Source organism: Bosea sp. RAC05, from assembly GCF_001713455.1.
Lineage (GTDB): Bacteria > Pseudomonadota > Alphaproteobacteria > Rhizobiales > Beijerinckiaceae > Allobosea.
In genome coordinates, this window is sequence record NZ_CP016464.1 from 1,436,275 (window position 1) to 1,457,236 (window position 20,962).

Genomic DNA, 20,962 nt, shown 5'->3' on the forward strand with positions numbered 1-20,962 from the left:
CCTTGCTGGCCTCAACCCATCGTCGGGATGACGAAGCTCGCGCCGTCCTTGATGCCGCTCGGCCAGCGCGCCGTCACCGTCTTGGTCTTGGTATAGAAGCGGATCGAGTCGGGACCATGCTGGTTCAGGTCGCCGAAGGAAGAGCGCTTCCAGCCGCCGAAGGTGTAGTAGGCCAGCGGCACCGGGATCGGCACGTTGATGCCGACCATGCCGACCTGGACTTTCGAGGCGAAATCGCGTGCCGCATCGCCGTCGCGGGTGAAGATCGCGGTGCCGTTGCCGTATTCGTGGTCGTTGGTGAGCTTCAGCGCCTCGTCATAGCTCTCGGCGCGCAGCACGGAGAGGACGGGCCCGAAGATCTCCTCCTTATAGATCCGCATGTCCTTGGTGACGTTGTCGAACAGGCAGCCGCCGACATAAAAGCCGTTCTCATAGCCCTGCATGGTGAAGCCGCGTCCGTCGACAAGCAGGCTGGCGCCTTCCTGCACGCCGATATCGACGTAAGACTTGATCTTCTCCATGGCGGCCTTGGTGACGACCGGGCCGTAATCGGCGGTCACGTCCGTGGAGGGGCCGACCTTGAGGCTCTCGACCCGCGGGATCAGGCGCTTGACCAGTTCGTCGGCGGTGGCCTTGCCGACGGGCACCGCCACCGAGATCGCCATGCAGCGCTCGCCGGCCGAGCCATAGCCGGCGCCGATCAGCGCATCGACCGCCTGGTCCATGTCGGCGTCGGGCATGATGATCATGTGGTTCTTGGCGCCGCCGAAGCACTGCACGCGCTTACCGGCCGCGCAGCCGCGGGCGTAGATGTATTCGGCGATCGGGGTCGAGCCGACGAAGCCGATGGCCTTGATGTCGGGGTCGTCGAGGATGGCGTCGACCGCCTCCTTGTCGCCGTTGACGACATTGAGGATGCCGGGAGGGCCGCCCGCCTCGATGAACAGCTCGGCGAGGCGCATCGGCACGCCCGGATCGCGCTCGGAGGGCTTCAGGATGAAGGCGTTGCCGCAGGCGATCGCAGGGCCGAGCTTCCAGAGCGGGATCATCGCCGGGAAGTTGAACGGGGTGATGCCGGCGCAGACGCCGAGCGGCTGCCGCAGCGAATAGATGTCGATGCCGGGGCCGGCGCCGTCGGTGAACTCGCCCTTCATCAGGTTGGGCACGCCGAGCGAGAACTCGACCACCTCGACGCCGCGCTGGATGTCGCCCTTGGCGTCGGGAATCGTCTTGCCGTGCTCGCGGGCGAGCAGTTCGGCCAGTTCGTCGTTGTTCTGCGCGATCAGGTCGAGGAACTTCATCAGCACGCGGGCGCGGCGCTGCGGGTTGACCGCGGCCCATTTCGGCTGCGCCTCGGCGGCGTTCTCGACGGCGGCGCGCAGCTCGGCGGCCGAGGCCAGCGCGACCTTGCCGATGACCGTCCCGTCCATCGGCTGGTAGATGTCGGCGCTGCGCCCCGAGGTGCCGGCGACATGCTTGCCGCCGATGAAGTGCCCAACCTGACGCATCGCGTCCTCCCCTACCAATGGTGATGTCTCGAACCGGTGGTCTCCCCTACCATTCACGTTTGTGCACGGCTATAGCGACGTTGGACGAAGCGGCGTGCGGAAAAGCAAATACCGGGGAGCGTGGCGATGGAGCGGTTCGACTGGGACGATCTGCGGTTCTTCCTCGCGGTCGCGCGGTCCGGGCGCCTGACGGCCGCTGCCCGCCGGCTCGGGGCCGATCATGCCACGGTCTCTCGCCGGATCACCTCGCTGGAGGACTCCCTCAAGGCCAAGCTCTTCGAGCGCCGGCCACAGGGCTACACGCTGACGGCGCATGGCGAGCGCCTGCTGGCCCGCGCCGAAAGCATGGAGACCGATGCGCTCGCGATCCAGAGCGACATCGGCGGTGCCGACATGGTGCTGGCCGGCACCGTTCGCATCGGCGCGCCCGACGGCTTCGGCACGGCCTTCCTGGCGCCGCGTCTCGCCAAGCTCGCCAGCGCCTATCCGGGCCTCGAACTCCAGCTCATCGCCATGCCGCGCCTGCTCTCGCTGTCGAAGCGCGAGGCCGATGTCGCGATCACGCTCGCGCCGCCCAAGGAGGGCAAGGTCGTGGCGCGCAAGCTCTCGGACTATCGCCTCGGTCTCTACGCCAGCCGCGATTATCTCGAGGCGATGCCCCCTGTGACGGCTCCGGAGGACCTCTTCGCCCATCGCATCGTCGGCTATATCGACGACCTGATCTTCACGCCCGAGCTGGATTATCTCGACGAGATCGCCAAGGGCCTGCGCGCCCAGGTCCAGAGTTCGAGCGTGCTCGCGCAGATGAACGCCGTGATCGCGGGGGCCGGTATCGGCGTCATCCACCATTTCATGGCGGAGGGCGAGCCGCGCCTCGTGCCGGTGCTGCCCGAGAGCGTTTCGATCACGCGCTCCTTCTGGCTTCTCGTCCATGCCGATCTGAAGGACGTGGCCCGCGTCCGCGCAATCGTCGATTTCCTCGTGCGCGAGGCCAAGGCGAGCCGCGCCCTGCTGATGGGCGAGGTGCAGGCCGCACCCGTCGTTCAGCCCTGAATGCGGTTACGCCCGGCCTGCTTGGCGGCGTAGAGCGCCCGGTCGGCGTTGCGCAGCGCGACATCGAGGCTGTCGCGAGCCGAGATCTCGGCCAGTCCGATCGAGACCGTGAGACCGAGCGTGAGCGGACCGACCGCCATGGGGCGCTGGGCGATGCCGGCCCGGATGGCGTCGGTCAGGGAGCCGGCTTCGCTCTTGTCCAGGCCGGGCAGGAGCAGGGCGAATTCCTCGCCGCCGAGCCTCGCCAGCAGATGGGGCCGGCCGGCTAGCGCCTCACCGAGCCCGGAGGCGAACACGCGCAAGGCCTCGTCGCCCGCATCATGGCCATGCTCGTCGTTGAGCCGCTTGAAGTGATCGATGTCGAGGATGGCGACGCAGGTCGGCTGCTCGGCCCGTCTCGCCTCGGCCATCATCTTCGGGCCGCGCTCGAAGAAATAGCGCCGGTTGAACAGGCCGGTCAGATAGTCGCGCCAGGCGAGGTCGTGAAGCTGACGCATCCGCAGCAGCGTCTCGGCATTCGACGCGATGCGGCATTGCAGCTCCTCGAGAATGAAGGGCCGCGAAATGAAATCATGCGCGCCGGCCTTGAGGAATCCGGCTGAAATCGCCCGGTCGGTCGAGGAGGAGATGCCGATGACCCGGACCTGCTCGGCGGAATAGCGCCTGCGGATGCGGCGCGCGAGTTCGAAGCCGTCCATGTCCGGCATGTTGTAGTCGGACACGACCAGCCTGATGTCCTGGTCCTTCTCCAGCATCGTCAGCGCATCGGCGCCCGAGCCGACCTCGACCACCGTGTATTGCTGGCTCGTCAGCATCTGGGCCAGCAGCCGGCGCGTGGTGGTCATGTCGTCGACCACGAGGATGCGCGTCTCGCGATTGGTCAGCGCACGCTTGACGGAGCCGACGAGATTGCCGAGCGCGAACTCGGAATCCTTCAGGACATAGTCGAACACCTCGCGTTCCATGATGCGTGCGCGCGTCGCCGCATTGAAGGTTCCGGTGAACACGATGGTGGGAATGCCGTGGCTGACCGTCCAGTCCAGCGCCTCGCCATCGGGGGCGTCGGGCAGATTGAGGTCCACGACCGCGATCGCGTAGCCCTCCTGATCCTTCAGGATCGCGTTGCTCAGGTCCTTGAGGCAGGCGCAACTCGTGACCTTGAGGCCCGTCTCGGCCTCGATCATCTGGCGCAGCGCGATCGCGAACGTCTTTGAATCCTCGACGACCAGAACCCTGCGCCGGTCTTGCGGACGGAAGAGAGGCTGCCGTTCCGCGGTACGCTCGTTCATAGGCTAGTCCTGGCAGGCATGGGCCCGCGCAGCTGCCGTAACGTCATGGCCGGCTTGGGGATTTCAGCAGATGCGCGCCTCCAAGCTCTACCCGTGACAGGGTTAACGAGATGTTGCTGCCTTCTGCGGCACGCGCAGGGCGGTGCTGTCAGATTCGCCAGGGCAGGACGTTGTCGGGAAGCCGCTTCGCCAGCAGGTCGAGAACCAGCATCGCAGCCAGGATCACGCCGGAGGCACTGATCGCCACGGCCGCAGCCTCGCCCGCCAGGCCCGCCTCCTTCAGCGAGAACAGCACGACGCCCAGCGTCTCCGTACCCGAGGACCACAGCAGCGCCGAAACCGTCAGTTCGTTGAAGGCGACCAGAAACACCATCAGCGCGCTGACCATCGCCGCGGGCGCCAGGATCGGCGCGACGATGAAGCGCAGCATCTGCCAGAGCGTCACGCCGTCGAGCTTTGCGGCCTCCTCGTGATGCGCCTCGATCTGGGCCATCGCCGCCAGCGGGGCCTTCAGGGCGAGCGGCAGGAAGCGCGCCAGATAGGCGAAGAGGATGATGAAGGGCGTCGCGTAGATGCTGACGCCCAGCAGCGGCAGCGGCTTCAGGAACATCAGGATGCAGGCGATGGCGAGCACGACGCCGGGCAGTGCGTAGGGAAGCTCGATCACCGCCTCCACGACGCGCCTCGCGCGACCCATCCGCCGCTCCAGCGCATAGGCGAAGGCGATCGCCGCGAGGGCGAGGATCACCGCGGCGCTGCCGGCGAAGAGGAAGGAGTTGCGGAACGCCCTGACCGTCACATCCTGCCGCAGCAGCACTTCCGCGAACTTGTCGAAGGTCAGGCTCTGCCAGCTGAGCGCGACGCCGAGCGCGGGCGTCAGAGCCTCCGCCAGCAGGGCGAGGAAAGGCAGGCCGAGCTTGATCGTCAGCAGCAGGAGAAGCCCGCCCAGCACGATCGGACGAGCCCGCCCGAGCGTCCAGAACGGCTCCAGGGGGCGCTCGATCTCGACCTTGCCGCCGGCCCGGCGCGTCGCCAGCATGCCGGCCGCGATGCCCACGGCCGCCACCAGCGCGACGAGGATCGACAGCGCCGCCGCATCGGGCAGGCCGGCGGGCCCGAAGCTCGACAGCCGGCGATAGATCAGTGTCGGCAGCGTCAGATAGTTGACCGGCAGGCCGAGCAGCGCCGGGATGCCGAAATTGCCGACGCCCGCCACGAAGGCCAGCAGCGCGGCTGCGATGATCTGTGGCCGCAGCACCGGCAGCAGGATGCGTCCGATGATGGTCGCGGGGCCCGCGCCCTCCATCTGGGCAGCTTCGATCAGCGAATGCGGCACGCTGCGCAGGCCGGTCCAGAGCGTGATCGCCACCAGAGGGGCGTGATGCAGCGCCATCACCAGCGCGATGCCGCCGCGCCCGAGCAGCGGGTTGGGCGTGCCGGGCGCCGGCGAGAGCCCGATGAAGGCGAGGATCGGGGAATGCGGCGCGAGCAGGCTGAGGAAGGCCAGCGCCGCCACCTGCGGCGCGATCATCATCGAGAAGACGAGCGCAAACGCGATCATCCGCTTGCCGCGCACATCGGTGACGGCGAGCAGGATGGCGGCCGAGCCGCCGATCAGCAACGCGCCGATCGCCGAGAGGCCTGCGGTCTCCAGCGTGTGCAGCGTCGCGTTGACGGCGGCCCGGCTGCCGATCTCCGCCAGTGCCGCCTCGGGCGAGAACTGCCAGCCCGGCGCAAAGGCCGCGGCCGCCAGCCGCAGGAAGGGCAGCCCACCCAGCAGGATCGCGCAGAGAGTAACCAGCAGCGGCAGGCCGAGACCGCCCGGCAGAGCGAGGCCTCGCCAGGAGGGGCGGGGCCGCGCCGCCTGCCAGCCGGGATGGGCGGCGAGCGTCACTCGAAGATCGCGCTGAAGCGCTTGCGCGCGGCCGCCTCATCGGCGAGCGCCTTGGCAGCGTCGAACGGCATCAGCTTGATCGCGCTGCGGGCGGGGTAACCGGCCGGCAGGGCGACGTCGGGATGGGCCGCGACATAGCCCTGCTTGAGTGCCAGTTCCTGGCCGTCCTTGGACAGCAGGAAATCGACGAAGGCTTTGGCGGCTTCGGGGTTCTTGCTGGTCTTCAGGATCGCGACCGGCTCGCTGACGGCCGAGACGCCCTCGCTCGGGAAGACGAACTCGACGGGAGCGCCCTTGGCCTTCTCGCGGATCGGCATGAAGTCGACGATCATGCCGTAGAGCTTCTCGCCGGTCGCGACCTGGCGCAGGATGTCGCCGTTTGAGCCGGCGGCGAGCGCGCCATTGGCCTTCAGCGCCTCGTAGAAGGCCCAGCCGGTCGGCAGGTTGCCGGCCAGCGTGATCGTGTGGATCATCGCGGCGCCGGAGTTCAGCGGGCTCGGCATCGCTAGCAGGCTCTTGGCCTCCGGCTTGGTCAGATCGAGCCAGCTCGCCGGCTTCATCGGCGCCTTGGTATTGTAGACGATGCCGGTGGTGATCAGCTTGGTCGCGAACCAGAACCTGGCGGGGTCGTGGATGCCGGCCGGATAGGCCGAGATGTCGGCCTTCTCATGGGCCAGCAGCCGGTTCTCCTTCTTGAGCCCCTCCATCGTCACGGCGTCGGCGATCAGGAGCAGGTCGGGCTGCGGGGCGCCGGCTTCGAACTCGGCGCGCAGCTTGGCCATCACGCGCGGCGTTCCGTCGCGCACGAAGCTGATATCGACCTTGGGGTACTTCGCCTTGAACGCGTCGATCGTCTGCTGGGCGTCAGTGTTGGGCTGGCTGGTGTAGAGAACGAGCTTGCCTTCGACCGCCGCGGCCGGGCCGCTCAGCAGAAGGCCGGCGACGAGGCCGGCGCTCAGCACGGAAAAGGACGCCTTGAAGCGCATGGTGGTCTCCTGGTGAGATGTCCTGGGCGGGTCTGCGCTGGCGGTAGTCTGCGCATATGACATATCCATGAAGCTCCCGTCATGATGGGGATGTCCGGGCGGATTGTCGCTTTGCACGGCTCCCCTGTGCCGGAGCGGGTTGACCCTCCCGTCCGGGCATCCCACCTTCCGGTCTCAAGCCTCCGCCTGCGACGGGACCGCCATGACCGCCTCCAAGCTCGACCAACTCCGCCAGATGACCACCGTGGTCGCCGATACCGGCGACATCGAAGCGGTGCGCCGGCTCGCCCCGGTCGATTGCACGACGAATCCGACCCTGATCCTGAAGGCGGTCGAGACGCCGGCCTATGCCGATCTGGTCGACGAGGCGATCGTCTGGGGCAGGAAGGCCGGCCGGGGCGCCGACACGGTCCATGCCGTCTGCGACCGTCTCGCCGTCACCTTCGGGGCCGAACTGACCAAGATCGTGCCCGGCCGGGTCTCGACCGAGGTCGATGCCGACCTGTCCTTCGACACCAAGGCCACGATCGACAAGGCGCGCGCGCTCATCGCCGCCTATCGGGAGCGCGGGATCGAGAAGGATCGCATCCTCGTCAAGATCGCCTCGACCTGGGAGGGCATCCAAGCGGCCAAGGTGCTGCAGGCCGAGGGCATCGACTGCAACCTGACCCTGCTGTTTTCCCTGCCGCAGGCGGTGGCCTGCGCGGATGCCGGCGCCTTCCTGATCTCCCCCTTCGTCGGCCGCATCCTCGACTGGCACGTCAAGGCCGGAGGCGGCCCCTACACCGCCGAGACCGACCCGGGCGTCGTCTCGGTGAAGAGCATCTACGCCTACTACAAGACCTTCGGCATTCAGACCGTGGTGATGGGGGCCTCGTTCCGCAACACGGGCGAGATCGAGGCGCTGGCCGGCTGCGACCGCCTGACCATCGGCCCCTCGCTGCTCGACGAGCTGGCGGCGGCCAAGGGCGATCTGCCGCGCAGATTGTCTCCGGATTCGGTGGGTGCGGCGCCCGCCAGGCTCGTTCTGGACGAAAACGCGTTCCGCTTCGCGCTGAACGAAGACGCCATGGCGACGGAGAAGCTCGCCGAAGGCATCCGTGGTTTCGTCAAGGACCTCAGGAGCCTGCGCAAGCTGGTCGCCGCGCGGCTGGCGTGAGCCGAGAGCGGCCGGGCAGGCTGCGGATCAGTTCGTCTTCGCCGCGGCCTGGGCGGTGACTGCCGGCTTCGGCGGCGCGGTGACGCTGTCGAAGAAGCTGCGGCCGCCGGCCGCAGCCATCTCGAGCTGCTGCTTCCAGCCCTTGCTGTCCTTGCCACCGCCGAGCGCGGTGAAGTCGGCACGGCGATTGTCGTCGCCTCCGCGCGCGCCCTGATAGACCATGACGCCCTGGGCCGTGACGACGATGTCGCCGCGGCGCAGAGTCGGGTCCTTCAGGTACCAGTTCGGGTCGGTGGCCGGGTCGAGCTGGACCACGGGCGGCTTCGGCTTCGACGAGACCTCCGGCGCCTTCGCCTTGGGCAGGCGCTGCTGCGGTTCGTCATACTCGTAGATCGGGGTCGCCCGCAGGCGCGGGCCGCCGCCGAAAATGGCCCGGCCGAGCTCTTCGAACAGGTTCGCCGCCTGGACCGACGGCGCGCCCGAGACGGCCATCGCCGCCGCGAGCCCCAACATCGTTATCCGCCGCGCCGTCATCGTCGTCATCCTCTGCCAATCGGCTGATCAACGAGGAATGGTCGCAAAAGGTTCAGCGCAGGTTCACCGATGCGGTTAACATTTTTTTCGCGATGCGGCGGCTGCCGCCATCACCCTTTGGCCGCCAGCGCCTCCGCGCGGATCGTCGAGAGCGACTTGGCCGGCGTGATCACCTCCGGATCGAGCAGGCAGTGAATGATCGAGGGCTTGCCCGAGGCGACCGCACGCTCGAAGGCCGGGCCGAACTGCTCGGTCGTCTCGACGCGCTCGCCATGCCCGCCAAACGCACGCGCATACGCCGCGAAGTCCGGATTCTTCAGCGTCGTCGCCGAGATGCGGCCCGGATACTCCCGCTCCTGATGCATCCGGATCGTCCCATACATGCCGTTGTCGACGACGATGACGATGACCGGGAGGTCATACTGGACGGCCGTGGCGAAATCCTGCCCGTTCATCAGGAAGCAGCCATCGCCGGCGAAGGCCACGACGGTGCGCTCCGGATAGAGCCGCTTGGCGCCGATCGCAGCCGGCACGCCATAGCCCATCGAGCCCGAGGTCGGGGCCAACTGCGTCGCGAATTTCGTGAAGCGGTGGAAGCGGTGCACCCAGGTCGCGTAATTGCCCGCGCCATTGCACAGGATCGCATCGTCCGGCAGGTGGTTGCGCAGCCAGCGCACCATTTCGCCCGGGTGGAAGGTGCCGGCGACAGGGGCCGGCTGCTCGCTCCAGCCGAGATAGGCTTCATGCGCCGACGCGGCGGCACCGGCCCAGGCGATCTGCTGCGGCGGATGCACCGTCTCCAGCGCGGCGCAGAAGGCGGTCGGCGAGGCATTGATCGCCAGCGTCGGCCGGTAGACCCGCCCCAGTTCTTCCGGGTCGGGATGGACATGCACCAGCGGCCGGCCCGGATTGGGAATGCCGAACAGCGAGTAGGACTGGCTCGGCATCTCCGAGAGCCGCCCGCCGACAAGGATGACGAGGTCGCTTTCCTTGATCCGCGCCAGCAGCTTGGGATTGGGGCCAATGCCGAGATCGCCGGCGAAGTTCGGGTGGTCGGCCGGAAACAGCATCTGCCGCCGGAAGGAGACGGCGACGGGCAGGTCGAAGCGCTCGGCGAAGCGCTGGAAGCGCGCGATCGCCTGCGGGTCCCAGCGCGAGCCGCCGAGGATCGCGACCGGCGACTTGGCCGCCCAGAGCCGCTTCTGCAGGTCGATCGTCTGCAGCAGGGAGGGGTGGGTTTCGGTGACCTGATAGGGCTCGGCGTCGACCGCTTCGACGACGTCGGTCAGCATGTCCTCCGGCAGCGCGATCACCACCGGGCCGGGCCGGCCCGAGGTGGCGACATGGAAGGCGCGGCTGATGATCTCGGGGATGCGCTCGGCCTGGTCGATCTCGGTCGCCCATTTCGTCATGGTGCCGAAGACGGCGCGGTAGTCGAGTTCCTGGAAGGCCTCGCGCTCGCGCATCGAGCGGTCGATCTGGCCGACGAACAAGATCAGCGGCGTCGAATCCTGATGCGCGATATGGACGCCGGGCGAGGCGTTCGTGGCGCCAGGCCCGCGCGTGACGAAGCAGATGCCGGGCTTTCCCGTCAGCTTGCCGGCGGCCTCGGCCATCATGCAGGCGCCGCCCTCGGCCCGGCAGATCGTGACCTTCAGCTTGGCGTCGTGCAGCGCGTCGAGCACGGCGAGATAACTCTCGCCCGGTACGCAGAACGCGTCGGTCGCGCCGTGGATCAGGAGTTGGTCGACGAGGATCTGCCCGCCGGTGCGCTTGGTCGTCGTCATTGCGGCGTTTCCGTTACTTGACTAAGTTGGTCATGTTGAATGAGGAGGCGGCCATGACGCGCGTCACCGTCCACGAAGCTAAGACCCATCTTTCCCGCCTGCTCGAGGAGGTCGAGAAGGGCGGCGAAGTCGTGATCTCGCGACGCGACAAGCCGATTGCGCGGTTGGTGCCGATTGAAACGGTGCAGCCGGAGGTCAGGCCGGCGCGCCGGCCAGGTCGTATGCAGGGCCTGATCGATATCGGGCCGGAGTTTTTCGACCCGCTGCCGGACGATGAACTACGGCTTTGGGAAGGCCACGGCGATTGAGGCTTCTGCTCGATACCTCGACGCTCATCTGGTGGGCGAATGACAGCGCGAGCCTGAGTCGCGCCGCACGGACAGCCATCACCCGCGCTGAAATCGTGTTCGTCAGCGCGATCACGGCCATGGAGCTTTCGACGAAGCTGCGGATCGGCAAATTGCCCGAGGCCGCTTTGCTGGTGGAGGAGTTCGACCGCCGCTGCGCCGATGAGAACTTCGTGCTGCTGCCGCTGTCCCATCGCCATGCGCTGTTCGCGGGCTCGATCCGAGGAGAGCCGCGTGATCCCTTTGACCGCATGCTGGCGGCGCAAGCGATCATCGAGGACCTGACAGTCGTCGCCTCCGACACCGCCTTCGACGCCCTCGGCGCGCGCCGCCTCTGGTGACGCGCTCACCGAGCGGCTCCGCCCCAGGCCGGATCGTTCAAAACCTCGTCGGCATGCTCGCCGAGACGCGGGCTTGGACGCGGCGAGACCTGCCGGACACCGTCCATGACGATCGGGGAGGCGACGGTCGGGATCGCCCCGCCCTTCGCTTCGGTGCTGGCGAGATCGACCCGGACGCCGCGGGCAATCACTTGCGGATCGGCGAAGACCTCATCGACGGCGTTGATCGGGCCGGCCGGGACACTGACCTTCTCCAGCGCGGCCAGCAGGTCGGCCTTGGTGTAGCGCTGGCAAAGGATGTTCAGCTGCTCGGTGAGCGCGACGCGGTTCTTCACCCGCGAGCGGTTGTCGAGAAAAGCGGGGTCGTCCGCCAGTGCCGGCTCGCCCAGCACCTGGCAGAGCTTGCGCCACTGCCCGTCATTGCCGGTTGCGATGATGATGTGCCCGTCTGTAACGGGGAACACGTCGTAGGGCACGATGTTGGGGTGCGCGTTGCCCAGCCGCGGCGGCAGTTGGCCCGAGACGAGATAGTTCAGCGCCTGGTTGCCGAGCACGGCGATCTGGCTGTCGAGCAGCGCCATGTCGAGCGTCGCGCCTTCGCCGGTGGCGTCGCGCCGGCGCAGTGCCGAGAGGATGCCGATCGTGGCGTAAAGGCCAGTATAGATGTCCGCCGTCGCATAGGCTGCCTTCATCGGCGCGCCCTCGGGCTCGCCGGTGAGCGACATCACGCCGCCCATGCCCTGGACCAGGAAGTCGTAGCCGGCGCGCGGCGCATAGGGACCGGTCTGGCCGAAGCCCGTGACCGAGCAATAGATCAGCCGCGGATAGGCGGCCCGCAGCGAGGCGGCGTCGAGCCCGTATTTCTCCAGTCCGCCGACCTTGAAGTTCTCGACCACGACATCGGCATGGGCAGCGAGCTTTCGCACCAGCGCCTGGCCTTCGGCTGTGCGGAAATCGGCGGTGATCGAACGCTTGCCGCGGTTGGCGGAGTGGAAATAGGCCGCAGACAGATGTTCATCGCCCGCGCCCTCGACGAAGGGCGGCCCCCATTTGCGGGTGTCGTCGCCCTCGGGCGCCTCGACCTTGACGACATCGGCGCCGAGATCGGCCAGGACCTGGCCGATCCAGGGCCCGGCGAGGATGCGCGCGAGTTCGAGGACGCGCAGGCCGGCGAGGGGAGGTGTGACGGTCATGGCGCCTTTGGCTCGACGTCATGGTCGGGCTTGACCCGACCATCTCCGGGGAAGTTCACGCGGGACGAGATGCCCGGGTCAAGCCCGGGCATGACGGCTGCCGGATACGCTCAGAAGAACGCCTGCAGCCCGGTGACGGCCCGGCCGAGGATCAGCGCGTGGACGTCATGCGTGCCCTCGTAGGTGTTCACCGTCTCGAGGTTCGCGGCGTGGCGCATCACATGATACTCGATCGAGATGCCGTTGCCGCCATGCATGTCGCGGGCCTGCCGGGCGATGTCGAGCGCCTTGCCGCAATTGTTGCGCTTCACGAGCGAGATCATCTCGGGGGCCATCTTGCCCTCGTCCATCAGCCGGCCGACGCGAAGCGAGCCCTGCAGGCCGAGCGAAATCTCGGTGAGCATGTCCGCCAGCTTCTTCTGGAAGAGCTGCGTCTGGGCGAGCGGCTTGTTGAACTGCTTGCGGTCGAGCCCGTACTGGCGCGCGCGGTGGAAGCAATCCTCGGCCGCGCCCATCACGCCCCAGGAAATGCCGTAGCGCGCGCGGTTAAGGCAGCCGAACGGACCCTTCAGGCCGGAGACGTTGGGAAGCAGGTTCTCTTCCGGCACGATCACGCCATCCATGACGATCTCGCCGGTGATCGAGGCGCGAAGGGAAAGCTTGCCGCCGATCTTCGGCGCCGAAAGGCCCTTCATGCCCTTCTCGAGGATGAAGCCGCGGATCTGGTTGTCATGCGCGGCCGACTTCGCCCAGACGACGAAGACATCGGCGATCGGCGAGTTCGAGATCCACATCTTCGAGCCGGTCAGGCGATAGCCGTCGGCGACCTTCTCAGCGCGGGTCTTCATGCCCGCCGGGTCGGAGCCGGCATCGGGCTCGGTCAGGCCGAAGCAGCCGACCCACTCGCCTGAGCCCAGCTTGGGCAGGTACTTCTTGCGCTGGGTCTCGTCGCCATAGGCGTAGATCGGGTACATCACCAGCGAGGACTGGACCGACATCATCGAGCGATAGCCGGAATCGACGCGCTCGACCTCGCGGGCCACGAGCCCGTAGGACACGTAATTGGCGCCGGCGCAGCCATACTCTTCCGGGACGGTCACGCCGAGCAGGCCGAGTTCGCCCATCTCGTTGAAGATCGAGCGGTCGGTCTTCTCGTCGAGATAGGCCTCCGAGATCCGGGGCTGCAGCTTCTCCTGCGCATAGGCACGCGCCGTGTCGCGGATCAGGCGCTCGTCCTCGGTCAACTGCTCGTCAAGCAGGAAGGCATCGTCCCAGGTGAACTCGGCCAGCTTGTGGCTGGTGCTGTGGCTGCGGGCGGCTTCGGCCATGGTCGTCTCCCTCGTCATTCCTGCTCACCGTCATTGCGAGGAGCGTAGCGACGAAGCAATCCAGGGGGGCGTCGAGCGCGGCCGCTCCTGGATTGCTTCGCGATGCTCGCAATGACGGTGTGGTTCCTCGGCTTGGTTCGTCACGCACCCACATCGAAGCTGACGCCCTGCGCCAGCGGCAATGTCGTGCCGTAATTGAGCGTATTCGTGGCCCGGCGCATATAGGCCTTCCAGGCGTCGGAGCCGGCCTCGCGGCCGCCGCCGGTTTCCTTCTCGCCGCCGAAGGCCCCGCCGATCTCGGCGCCGGACGGGCCGATATTGACGTTGGCGATGCCGCAGTCCGAGCCTTCGCCCGAGATGAAGGTCTCGGCCTCGCGCATGTCGAGCGTGAAGATCGAGGAGGACAACCCGGCGCCCACCGCGTTCTGGATCGCGATCGCCTCGTCCAGCGTCTTGTACTTCATGACGTAGAGGATCGGCGCGAAGGTCTCGCGGGCGACCGGGCCGGTCTGCGCGGGCATCTCGACGATCGCCGGGCGGACATAGAAGCCCCCCGTCCCGACCGTGACGCGCTCGCCGCCATGGACGGTGCCGCCGGCCGCCTTGGCTTCCGACAGCGCCGCCTGCATGCCCTTGAAGGCGGCCTCGTCGACCAGCGGGCCGACCAGCACGCCGGCTTCGCGCGGATCACCGATTGTCACCGAGCCATAGACCTTGATGAGCTTGGGGATCAGCGCGTCATAGACGCTCTCATGCACGATCAGGCGGCGCAGCGTGGTGCAGCGCTGGCCGGCGGTGCCCATGGCCGCAAAGGCGATGCCGCGCAGCGCGAGGTCGAGATCGGCCGACGGCGCCACGATCGCGGCATTGTTGCCGCCGAGTTCGAGGATGGCGCGGGCGAAGCGGGCGGCGAGCTTCTGGCCGACCTCCTGGCCCATCCGGGTCGAGCCCGTAGCCGAGACGACCGGCACGCGGTGATCCTGCACGAGAATGTCGCCGATCTCGCGACCGCCGATCAGTACTTCCGACAGGCCGGCGGGCGCCTCGGGGCCGAAGCGCTTCATCGTCTTCTGGACGATCGCCTGGACGGCGAGCGCGGTCAGCGGGGTCTTCTCCGAGGGCTTCCAGACCACGCTGTCTCCGCAGACGAAGGCGAGCGCGGCGTTCCAGGACCAGACCGCGACGGGGAAGTTGAAGGCCGAGATCACGCCGCAGACGCCGAGCGGATGCCAGGTCTCCATCATGCGGTGGTTGGGCCGCTCGGTCGCGATCGTCAGGCCGTAGAGCTGGCGCGACAGGCCGACGGCGAAGTCGCAGATGTCGATCATCTCCTGGACCTCGCCGAGGCCCTCGGACGTCACCTTGCCGGCTTCCATTGTCACCAGCAGGCCGAGATCGTTCTTGGCCGCGCGCAGTTCCTCGCCGAGCAGGCGCACGAACTCGCCACGGCGCGGCGCCGGCACCTTGCGCCAGGCCAGGAAGGCGGCGTGCGCCCGGCCGATCGCGGCCGAGGCCTCGGCGGCGCTCGTCTCCCGCAGCGTCGCGACGCTCTCGCCCGTGATGGGCGAGCGGGCGGCGAGACCGGCGGCGGCGAAGGCGGCATCCGTGACGCCGAGGCGCTTCAATAGCGCGAGCACGTCCTGGGGGAGGGGAGAGGTCATGATGCGTCCTGGGCGAGGCTCGGCCGGATGGATGTCAGGCCAGCGAGAATGCCCTCTTACGCCCTGCGCGGGCAACCGATATGTTCTCACGACTTGATGAGAAGGGCTCATGAACCTCGAGATCGTGCCAGGGCGCCTCACCGTGCCGTCGCTGTCGGCTTTGGCGGCCTTCGAGGCCGCGGCGCGCCATGGCAGTTTCACCCGTGCGGCGGAGGAGCTGAGCCTGACCCAGGGCGCCGTCAGCCGGCAGGTCGCGCATCTCGAGACGGTGCTGGGTGTCGCCCTGTTCCAGCGCGCGAGACAGCGCGTTGCGCTGACGCCGGCGGGCGCCGCCTACGCCGCCGAGATCCGCGACGGACTTTCGCGGCTGGCGGCGGCCACCGTCTCGACCATGGCCTTCCGGGGCGCGGGCGGTGTGCTGAACCTCGCCATTCTCCCGACCTTCGGCACGCGCTGGCTGATCCCGCGCCTGCCGCGCTTCACCGAGGCGCATCCCGGCATCACCATCAACTTCACCACGAAGCTCGTGCCCTTCGACTTCGCGCGCGAGCCGCTCGATGCGGCGATCCATTTCGGCGATCCGGTCTGGCCCGGCGCGCGGCTGCACCGCCTGATGGGCGAGGAGATCGTGCCCGTCGCGGCGCCCGGCCTGGTGGCGCGCCTGGGCTTGACGGAACCCGCCGACATGCTCAGGGGCTCCCTCCTGCAGCAATCGACGCGGCCCCGCGCCTGGGCGAACTGGCTGGAGCAGCAGGGGCTGCCGCCACAGCGGGCGCTGATGGGGCCGCGCTTCGAGCAGTTCGCCATGGTGTCCCAAGCGGCCGTCGCCGGTCTCGGGCTGGCCATCGTGCCGCGTTTCCTGGTCGAGGAGGAACTCCGCTCCGGCTCGCTGGTCATTCCCTTCGATCGGCCTGTCACCGGCACGGAAGGCTACTACCTGGTCTATCCCGAGACCCGCGCGGAACTGCCGGCGGTCGCGGCCTTCCGCGACTGGCTGCTGGCCGAATGCGAGATGGCAAGCTGACTCGACAAGTTTCGCCGGCCACGCCATTCATGCGCAGCGTTCATCAACCGGGTCGCAGCGCGCACCCGTCTCTGGCTTGGGACCCGCCATGTCGTCTTCGTCCGAATCCGCCGACGTCGTCATCTGCGGCGGAGGTGCCCTCGGCTCCTCGGTCGCCTATCACCTCGCCGCCGATCCGGGTTTCAGGGGCAGGATCGTCGTCGTCGAGAAGGACCCGACCTATCGCTACGCCGCCTCGGCGCTGTCGGCCGCGTCGATCCGCCAGCAATATTCGAGCGCGGTGAACATTCGCATCTCGCTGCACGGCATCGATTTCCTGCGCAACATCGGCACCCGGCTCGCCGTCGAAGGCGAGGCGCCGGTCATCGATCTGCACGAGGGCGGCTATCTCTATCTGGCGGGCGAGGAGGGGGCTCCCGTGCTCGCCGCCAACCAGGCGCTGCAGGCCGCTGAGGGCGCCGATATTGCACTTTATGCTGCACCCATGCTGCGCAGCAAATTTCCCTGGATGAACACCGAGGACATCGCCTGCGGCAGCTTCGGCGTCAGCGGCGAGGGCTGGTTCGACGGCTGGGCCTTGTTGCAAGCGTTTCGCAAGAAGGCGCGGTCGCTCGGCGTCGAATACCGCCAGGGCGAGGTGGCCCGGTACATGGTCGAGGACGGCCGTGTCACCGGCGTCGCACTCGCCGATGGCAGCCGCATCGCCTGCGGCGCGGCGGTCAATGCGTCGGGCACGCATGGCGCCCGCCTCGCCGCCACGGCCGGCGTGACGATCCCCGTGCGGTCGATGAAGCGCTATGTCTTCTCCTTCCTCTGCAAGGGCGAGGTCGACAACTGCCCGCTGCTGATCGACCGCAGCGGCTCCTGGTGCCGGCCCGAGGGCAAGCGCGGCAGCGACGGCCAGCTCTTCATCGGCAGCTGCTCGCCGCTGACGCCCGAGCAGGACCGGGAGTGGATCGAGACCGACGTGGATGTCGAGGATGTCGACTGGGGCTTCTTCGAGGAGGTCGTCTGGCCGGCGCTCGCCCACCGTGTCCCGGCCTTCGAGCAGATCCGGCCCGGCCGGGCCTGGGCGGGCCCCTATGACATGAACGAGCTCGACCACAACGCCATCGTCGGCCCGGCGGTCGGCCTCTCGGGTCTCTACCTCGCCAACGGCTTTTCCGGCCATGGCCTGCAGCAGGCGCCGGCGGTGGGGCGCGGTCTCGCCGAGCACATCCTGCATGGCGGCTATCGCAGCCTCGACCTGTCCGATCTCGGTCATGAGCGTATCGTCGCCGGGCAGCCGCTGCTGGAAACCAACATTATTTGATCGGGCCTGCCATGATCGACACGAGCTATGTCCGCACCATGGCGCGCTACAACGCCTGGCAGAACCGCAGCCTCTTCACGGCGGCAGCGACGCTCGACGACGCGGCGCGGCGGCAGGATCGCGGCGCCTTCTTCGGTTCGATCCACGGCACGTTCTGCCATCTGCTCTGGGGCGACCGGATGTGGCTTTCGCGCTTTGCCGGCACGCCCAAGCCGACCCAGCGCATCCATGAATCCGCCGACCTCGTCGCCGACTGGGACGATCTCGTCGCCCAGCGGCAGGCCTTCGACGGTACGATCGCTGAATGGGCGCGTGACCTGTCGGCCGAATGGCTGGCCGGCGATCTCGTCTGGTTTTCCGGCGCGATGCAGCGCGAGATGCGCAAGCCCCGCGCGCTGCTGGTCGTCCAGCTGTTCAACCACCAGACCCATCATCGCGGCCAGGTCCATGCCATGCTGACGGCGGCCGGCGCGAAGCCGGACGACACCGATCTGATGCTGCTGGAGCCGGAAGCCTGAGCGGCGGCCGGGCTGGGCGCGCGCGCCGCGACGGCCGCTTGCAGCCAGGTGCCACCTGCCGCGCAAAGCAGCATGACGGCATGATCGACCTTTGCTACGATCCCGCAGCGTCAACCAGCGATGGTCGGCAGGGGAGGGTGGTCGATGGCCTGCTCGTTCTCAAAGATCGCATCGCTCGCCGCGCTGCCGCTGGTCGCGGCCCTGTCCGTCTCTCCCACACAGGCCTTGGCCCAGAAGGCCGAGACCGTTACGCTCTGCAGGGCCGAGAAGACCGAGCGGGCGATCGCCGCCTGCACCACGATCATCAAGGGGCGTGGGGACCGCAAGGTAAAGGCCTCGGCGCTGCTCAGCCGCGCCCAGGCCTACTGGGCCCTCAACCGCCTGGCCGAGGCCGAGAAGGATTACAGCGAGACGATCAAGCTCGCTCCCAGCGCGATGGCCCTCTATCGCGACCGCGCCCAGATCCGCTTCGGCTTGGGCAACACGGCAGGCGCGATGGCGGACTTCACCACAGCGCTCGAGATGGCGCCCTTCGACGCCGACAACTACGCCAATCGCGGCTATCTGAAGATGCTGCAGTATGACTTCGCCGGAGCGGGCGCCGATCTCCGGCAGGGCCTGTTCTGGCAGAAGGACCATCCCCGCAGCGCCTATACGCTTGGGCTGCTGCATTATTCGACCGGTCGCTATGGCGATGCCGTCGAGCAGATCGACAGGGCCCGCGCCGCCGGCTTTCGCGGCCCCGAGGCCTTCATCACCAAAGCGCGCAGCCTGTTTTATCTCGGCACCTTCGATCCAGCGATCCGCGAAGCGACGGAGGGGCTGCAGGCCTTTCCGACCCAGTCCAGCCTCACCGAAATCCGCGCCCGGGCGCGTCTGGCCCGGCGGGATCTCGAGGGGGCGCTGGCGGACGCCGACGCCGTCATTCAGGCCGCCCCGCGCTTTGGCCGTGCCTATGCCACGCGCGCCGCGATCCGGCTGGCGATGAAGGATGTCGCCGCGGCGACCGCCGACGCCGACAAGGCGATCGAACTCGATCCGTCGCTGTTCGACGCCCATGAGCTCAAGGCCGACATCCTGCTGACGTCGGGCAACGAGGCGGCGGCCCGAGCGGTCCTTGCCGCCTCGGCCGCGCGTACCGATGCGAAGATGGGCTACGACATCGCCTCGCGTGCCCGCCACGCCGCCCGTGTCGCGGAACTCGACAAGCCCAAACCGATCCTCGTTACCGATCTGGGCGAGGCCGAACTGAAGGCGCGCTGTGACAAGCGCGACGATCCGCTGCGGCTCCAGAGTTGCAACCGGCTGGTCGAGACCGCGACGACGCCGCAGGAGCGGGCCGACCGGCTGATCCTGCGCTCGCGGGCGCGCCCTTTCGCCGAGCAGCTGGGCGATCTCGATCTCGCCGTCGCCGCGGCGCCGGATCACCTCCCGGCGACGATCGCCCGCGCCTACGCACACATGGCGACCTATCGCTACGATGCCGATCTGAAACCCTATGAGCGGGCCTGGGCGGACGCCGACAGCGCCGTGCGTCGTGCGTCCCCCGGGGCACCGGCGTACGAGGAAGCCCTGCTGACGCGTGCGACGGCGGCTCAGGGCAAGGGCGATTACGAGGCGGCCATCGCGGACCTGACCGAGATCCTGAAGCGCGAGGGGGCGGCTCCCTATGCCCTCGAAATGCGCGGGACCATGCAGCTGATGGCCGGCCGCGCCGCAGCGGCGCTGGCCGACCTGAGAGAAATCCGGCGGGTGGTGCCCGATGACCGCCGCCGGTTTCTCAATGACGATGATCTCGTCATCGCCCTCATCGAAACCGGCAACACCGATGAAGCGTTGGCCATGCTCGATGGCCAGCCGCAGGGCCATCTTGGCAACGAGACGACGCGTCAGGCGCTGCGCGCGCGGGCCCTGCTCGCTCGTGGCGATGCGGCTGCGGCACGTGAAGTCGCTTCGGCTGCCCTCACGGCCAATCGCGCCCACAGCGGCGCCAGCGCCGTCCGCGGGATCGCCTCCGCCCAACTTGGGAATGCCCTCGAAGCGGTTGCCGACCTGACCGCCGCAATCGACGAGACGGTCGCGATCCCTCTCAAAGCTGCGAGCATGGGCATCACGCCTGGGCACATGGCGAATCTGTTCCTGTATCGCGGGCTCGCGCGTGTTCAGCTGAACCAGTCCCGGGCCGCCCATGCCGATTTCGGCGAGGCGATCCGGCGCATGCCCGATCGCGCGCGCGCCTATGGCGAACGCGCCAGACTGTCCCTCGCCGCCGACAATCCTGCCGCACTGACCGATATCGCGATGGCGCTGCGCATCGAGCCCAATGAGCCGCGCTGGCTGGCGCTCGCCGCGCGCATCCATCTCGCGACGGGCGATCTCGCCGCGACCGAGCGGTTCGCCGGCCTGGCCCTGGCGGCTCCCGCCCCGGAGCCGGGCCTGCTTGTGCTGCGCGCGAAAGCCCGGCTCGGGCTGCGCAATTTCGGCGGCGCAGCGGAGGACACGACGGCGCATCTGGCTTTGCGCGCGACGGATACAGAAGCGCTGCTGATCCGGATCGAGGCACGGACGGGGCAGGGCGATCTGAAGGCGGCGCTGGCCGATGCGGAGGCGGCTCGCAATGTTCGCAGCGACGACGCCCGGATTCTGCTGGCGCTGGCCGAACTGAGACGCCGCAACGGTGACGCGCCGGGCGCCATCGGCGCGTTCGAGGATGCGGCAGGGAGGCCCGACGCCGCCCTGCTCGCCAACAAGCGGCTGGGCGATCTCTATGCCGAGATCGCCTCGGACCAACTGGCGCTGGGCTATTACGCCAAGGCGCTCGAACAGCCGGTCCGAACACCCGACGACGAGGCATTGCGTGCCCAGGCTCGCGCCGCGCGGGACGCGCTCATCCGGAAAATGGCGGCACCGAAATAGGCGCTCCGCGCTTTTTGCGCAGCCCCGCTGGCAGCGATGCGCTTCCGATCTGCTGGCACGTTGTCTAAGGTCCAGACTAGTCCCGTCCGGAACCATGAGAACGAGCGATGAG

At 68.1% G+C, this 20,962-nt stretch carries 17 protein-coding genes; 8 read left to right on the forward strand and 9 right to left on the reverse strand.

Going from position 1 to position 20,962, the window contains the following annotated elements; all coding sequences use genetic code 11:
- Positions 1 to 11: 11 nt before the first annotated feature.
- The gene (locus BSY19_RS10280; protein WP_069054088.1) at positions 12 to 1,508 is read right to left on the reverse strand and encodes a CoA-acylating methylmalonate-semialdehyde dehydrogenase; all 1,497 of its coding nucleotides are present in this window, start codon (positions 1,506 to 1,508) and stop codon (positions 12 to 14) included.
- 126 nt (positions 1,509 to 1,634) lie between these two features.
- Between BSY19_RS10280 and BSY19_RS10285 the strand changes: the two genes are divergently transcribed.
- Positions 1,635 to 2,561 (forward strand): LysR family transcriptional regulator, encoded by a 927-nt coding sequence (locus BSY19_RS10285; RefSeq protein WP_069054089.1) that lies wholly within the window; start codon positions 1,635 to 1,637, stop codon positions 2,559 to 2,561.
- On the opposite strand, the gene BSY19_RS10290 is transcribed toward BSY19_RS10285, so the two are convergent.
- The 3 genes from BSY19_RS10290 to BSY19_RS10300 form a co-directional block, all read right to left on the reverse strand.
- Positions 2,552 to 3,850 (reverse strand): GGDEF domain-containing response regulator, encoded by a 1,299-nt coding sequence (locus BSY19_RS10290; protein WP_069054090.1) that lies wholly within the window; start codon positions 3,848 to 3,850, stop codon positions 2,552 to 2,554. The genes BSY19_RS10285 and BSY19_RS10290 overlap by 10 nt on opposite strands.
- 148 nt (positions 3,851 to 3,998) lie before the next feature.
- Positions 3,999 to 5,744 carry an ABC transporter permease gene (locus tag BSY19_RS10295; RefSeq protein WP_236840506.1) on the reverse strand — a complete coding sequence of 582 codons (1,746 nt, stop codon included), beginning with the start codon at positions 5,742 to 5,744 and terminating at the stop codon, positions 3,999 to 4,001.
- Positions 5,741 to 6,730: an ABC transporter substrate-binding protein gene (locus BSY19_RS10300; protein ID WP_069054091.1), complete on the reverse strand. Its 990-nt coding sequence runs from the start codon at positions 6,728 to 6,730 to the stop codon at positions 5,741 to 5,743. Before BSY19_RS10300 ends, BSY19_RS10295 begins: the two co-directional genes overlap by 4 nt.
- A gap of 202 nt (positions 6,731 to 6,932) precedes the next feature.
- Here BSY19_RS10300 and tal point away from each other — a divergent pair, with 202 nt between their 5' ends.
- A complete protein-coding gene (gene tal, locus BSY19_RS10305) occupies positions 6,933 to 7,889 on the forward strand; it encodes a transaldolase (protein ID WP_069054092.1) in 957 nt (318 codons plus the stop codon).
- A 27-nt stretch (positions 7,890 to 7,916) separates the two neighbouring features.
- Here tal and BSY19_RS10310 read toward each other — a convergent pair whose 3' ends face one another.
- Together BSY19_RS10310 and BSY19_RS10315 are read right to left on the reverse strand one after the other, a co-directional pair.
- Positions 7,917 to 8,432: a hypothetical protein gene (locus tag BSY19_RS10310; RefSeq protein WP_150129570.1), complete on the reverse strand. Its 516-nt coding sequence runs from the start codon at positions 8,430 to 8,432 to the stop codon at positions 7,917 to 7,919.
- Positions 8,433 to 8,533: 101 nt separating this feature from the next.
- A complete protein-coding gene (locus tag BSY19_RS10315) occupies positions 8,534 to 10,210 on the reverse strand; it encodes a thiamine pyrophosphate-binding protein (RefSeq protein ID WP_069054094.1) in 1,677 nt (558 codons plus the stop codon).
- Positions 10,211 to 10,263: 53 nt separating this feature from the next.
- Between BSY19_RS10315 and BSY19_RS10320 the strand changes: the two genes are divergently transcribed.
- Entirely contained in the window at positions 10,264 to 10,518 is a 255-nt protein-coding gene (locus BSY19_RS10320) for a type II toxin-antitoxin system Phd/YefM family antitoxin (protein WP_069056984.1), read from the forward strand.
- Positions 10,515 to 10,898, forward strand: coding sequence for a type II toxin-antitoxin system VapC family toxin (locus BSY19_RS10325; protein WP_069054095.1), 384 nt, complete (start codon positions 10,515 to 10,517; stop codon positions 10,896 to 10,898). Before BSY19_RS10320 ends, BSY19_RS10325 begins: the two co-directional genes overlap by 4 nt.
- A 5-nt stretch (positions 10,899 to 10,903) precedes the next feature.
- Here BSY19_RS10325 and BSY19_RS10330 read toward each other — a convergent pair whose 3' ends face one another.
- The 3 genes from BSY19_RS10330 to amaB form a co-directional block, all read right to left on the reverse strand.
- Positions 10,904 to 12,091 carry a CaiB/BaiF CoA transferase family protein gene (locus BSY19_RS10330; RefSeq protein WP_069054096.1) on the reverse strand — a complete coding sequence of 396 codons (1,188 nt, stop codon included), beginning with the start codon at positions 12,089 to 12,091 and terminating at the stop codon, positions 10,904 to 10,906.
- Positions 12,092 to 12,201: 110 nt separating this feature from the next.
- Positions 12,202 to 13,419: an acyl-CoA dehydrogenase gene (locus BSY19_RS10335; RefSeq protein WP_069054097.1), complete on the reverse strand. Its 1,218-nt coding sequence runs from the start codon at positions 13,417 to 13,419 to the stop codon at positions 12,202 to 12,204.
- Positions 13,420 to 13,559: 140 nt separating this feature from the next.
- Positions 13,560 to 15,080 (reverse strand): L-piperidine-6-carboxylate dehydrogenase, encoded by a 1,521-nt coding sequence (gene amaB, locus BSY19_RS10340; RefSeq protein WP_069054098.1) that lies wholly within the window; start codon positions 15,078 to 15,080, stop codon positions 13,560 to 13,562.
- Between the two features lie 109 nt (positions 15,081 to 15,189).
- Between amaB and BSY19_RS10345 the strand changes: the two genes are divergently transcribed.
- The 4 genes from BSY19_RS10345 to BSY19_RS10360 all read left to right on the forward strand — a co-directional run bounded on the left by BSY19_RS10345 (position 15,190) and on the right by BSY19_RS10360 (position 20,850).
- Complete coding sequence (locus BSY19_RS10345) at positions 15,190 to 16,104, forward strand: LysR family transcriptional regulator (RefSeq protein WP_069054099.1); 915 nt, start codon at positions 15,190 to 15,192, stop codon at positions 16,102 to 16,104.
- An 88-nt stretch (positions 16,105 to 16,192) separates the two neighbouring features.
- Entirely contained in the window at positions 16,193 to 17,416 is a 1,224-nt protein-coding gene (locus BSY19_RS10350; RefSeq protein WP_069054100.1) for an NAD(P)/FAD-dependent oxidoreductase, read from the forward strand.
- Between the two features lie 11 nt (positions 17,417 to 17,427).
- The gene (locus tag BSY19_RS10355; protein ID WP_069054101.1) at positions 17,428 to 17,934 is read left to right on the forward strand and encodes a DinB family protein; all 507 of its coding nucleotides are present in this window, start codon (positions 17,428 to 17,430) and stop codon (positions 17,932 to 17,934) included.
- A 144-nt stretch (positions 17,935 to 18,078) separates the two neighbouring features.
- Positions 18,079 to 20,850 carry a tetratricopeptide repeat protein gene (locus BSY19_RS10360; RefSeq protein ID WP_069054102.1) on the forward strand — a complete coding sequence of 924 codons (2,772 nt, stop codon included), beginning with the start codon at positions 18,079 to 18,081 and terminating at the stop codon, positions 20,848 to 20,850.
- The last annotated feature ends 112 nt before the right edge of the window (positions 20,851 to 20,962 follow it).

Bases quoted from the DNA above. Each gene is read 5' to 3' on its own strand.
- BSY19_RS10355 (WP_069054101.1), top strand. From the start codon at position 17,428: ATGATCGACACGAGCTATGTCCGCACCATGGCGCGCTACAACGCCTGG.
- BSY19_RS10320 (WP_069056984.1), top strand. From the start codon at position 10,264: ATGACGCGCGTCACCGTCCACGAAGCTAAGACCCATCTTTCCCGCCTG.
- BSY19_RS10315 (WP_069054094.1), bottom strand. From the start codon at position 10,210: ATGACGACGACCAAGCGCACCGGCGGGCAGATCCTCGTCGACCAACTC.
- BSY19_RS10335 (WP_069054097.1), bottom strand. From the start codon at position 13,419: ATGGCCGAAGCCGCCCGCAGCCACAGCACCAGCCACAAGCTGGCCGAG.
- BSY19_RS10280 (WP_069054088.1), bottom strand. From the start codon at position 1,508: ATGCGTCAGGTTGGGCACTTCATCGGCGGCAAGCATGTCGCCGGCACC.
- BSY19_RS10290 (WP_069054090.1), bottom strand. From the start codon at position 3,850: ATGAACGAGCGTACCGCGGAACGGCAGCCTCTCTTCCGTCCGCAAGAC.
- BSY19_RS10285 (WP_069054089.1), top strand. From the start codon at position 1,635: ATGGAGCGGTTCGACTGGGACGATCTGCGGTTCTTCCTCGCGGTCGCG.
- BSY19_RS10330 (WP_069054096.1), bottom strand. From the start codon at position 12,091: ATGACCGTCACACCTCCCCTCGCCGGCCTGCGCGTCCTCGAACTCGCG.
- BSY19_RS10345 (WP_069054099.1), top strand. From the start codon at position 15,190: ATGAACCTCGAGATCGTGCCAGGGCGCCTCACCGTGCCGTCGCTGTCG.
- tal (WP_069054092.1), top strand. From the start codon at position 6,933: ATGACCGCCTCCAAGCTCGACCAACTCCGCCAGATGACCACCGTGGTC.
- BSY19_RS10360 (WP_069054102.1), top strand. From the start codon at position 18,079: ATGGCCTGCTCGTTCTCAAAGATCGCATCGCTCGCCGCGCTGCCGCTG.
- BSY19_RS10350 (WP_069054100.1), top strand. From the start codon at position 16,193: ATGTCGTCTTCGTCCGAATCCGCCGACGTCGTCATCTGCGGCGGAGGT.
- amaB (WP_069054098.1), bottom strand. From the start codon at position 15,080: ATGACCTCTCCCCTCCCCCAGGACGTGCTCGCGCTATTGAAGCGCCTC.
- BSY19_RS10300 (WP_069054091.1), bottom strand. From the start codon at position 6,730: ATGCGCTTCAAGGCGTCCTTTTCCGTGCTGAGCGCCGGCCTCGTCGCC.
- BSY19_RS10310 (WP_150129570.1), bottom strand. From the start codon at position 8,432: ATGACGACGATGACGGCGCGGCGGATAACGATGTTGGGGCTCGCGGCG.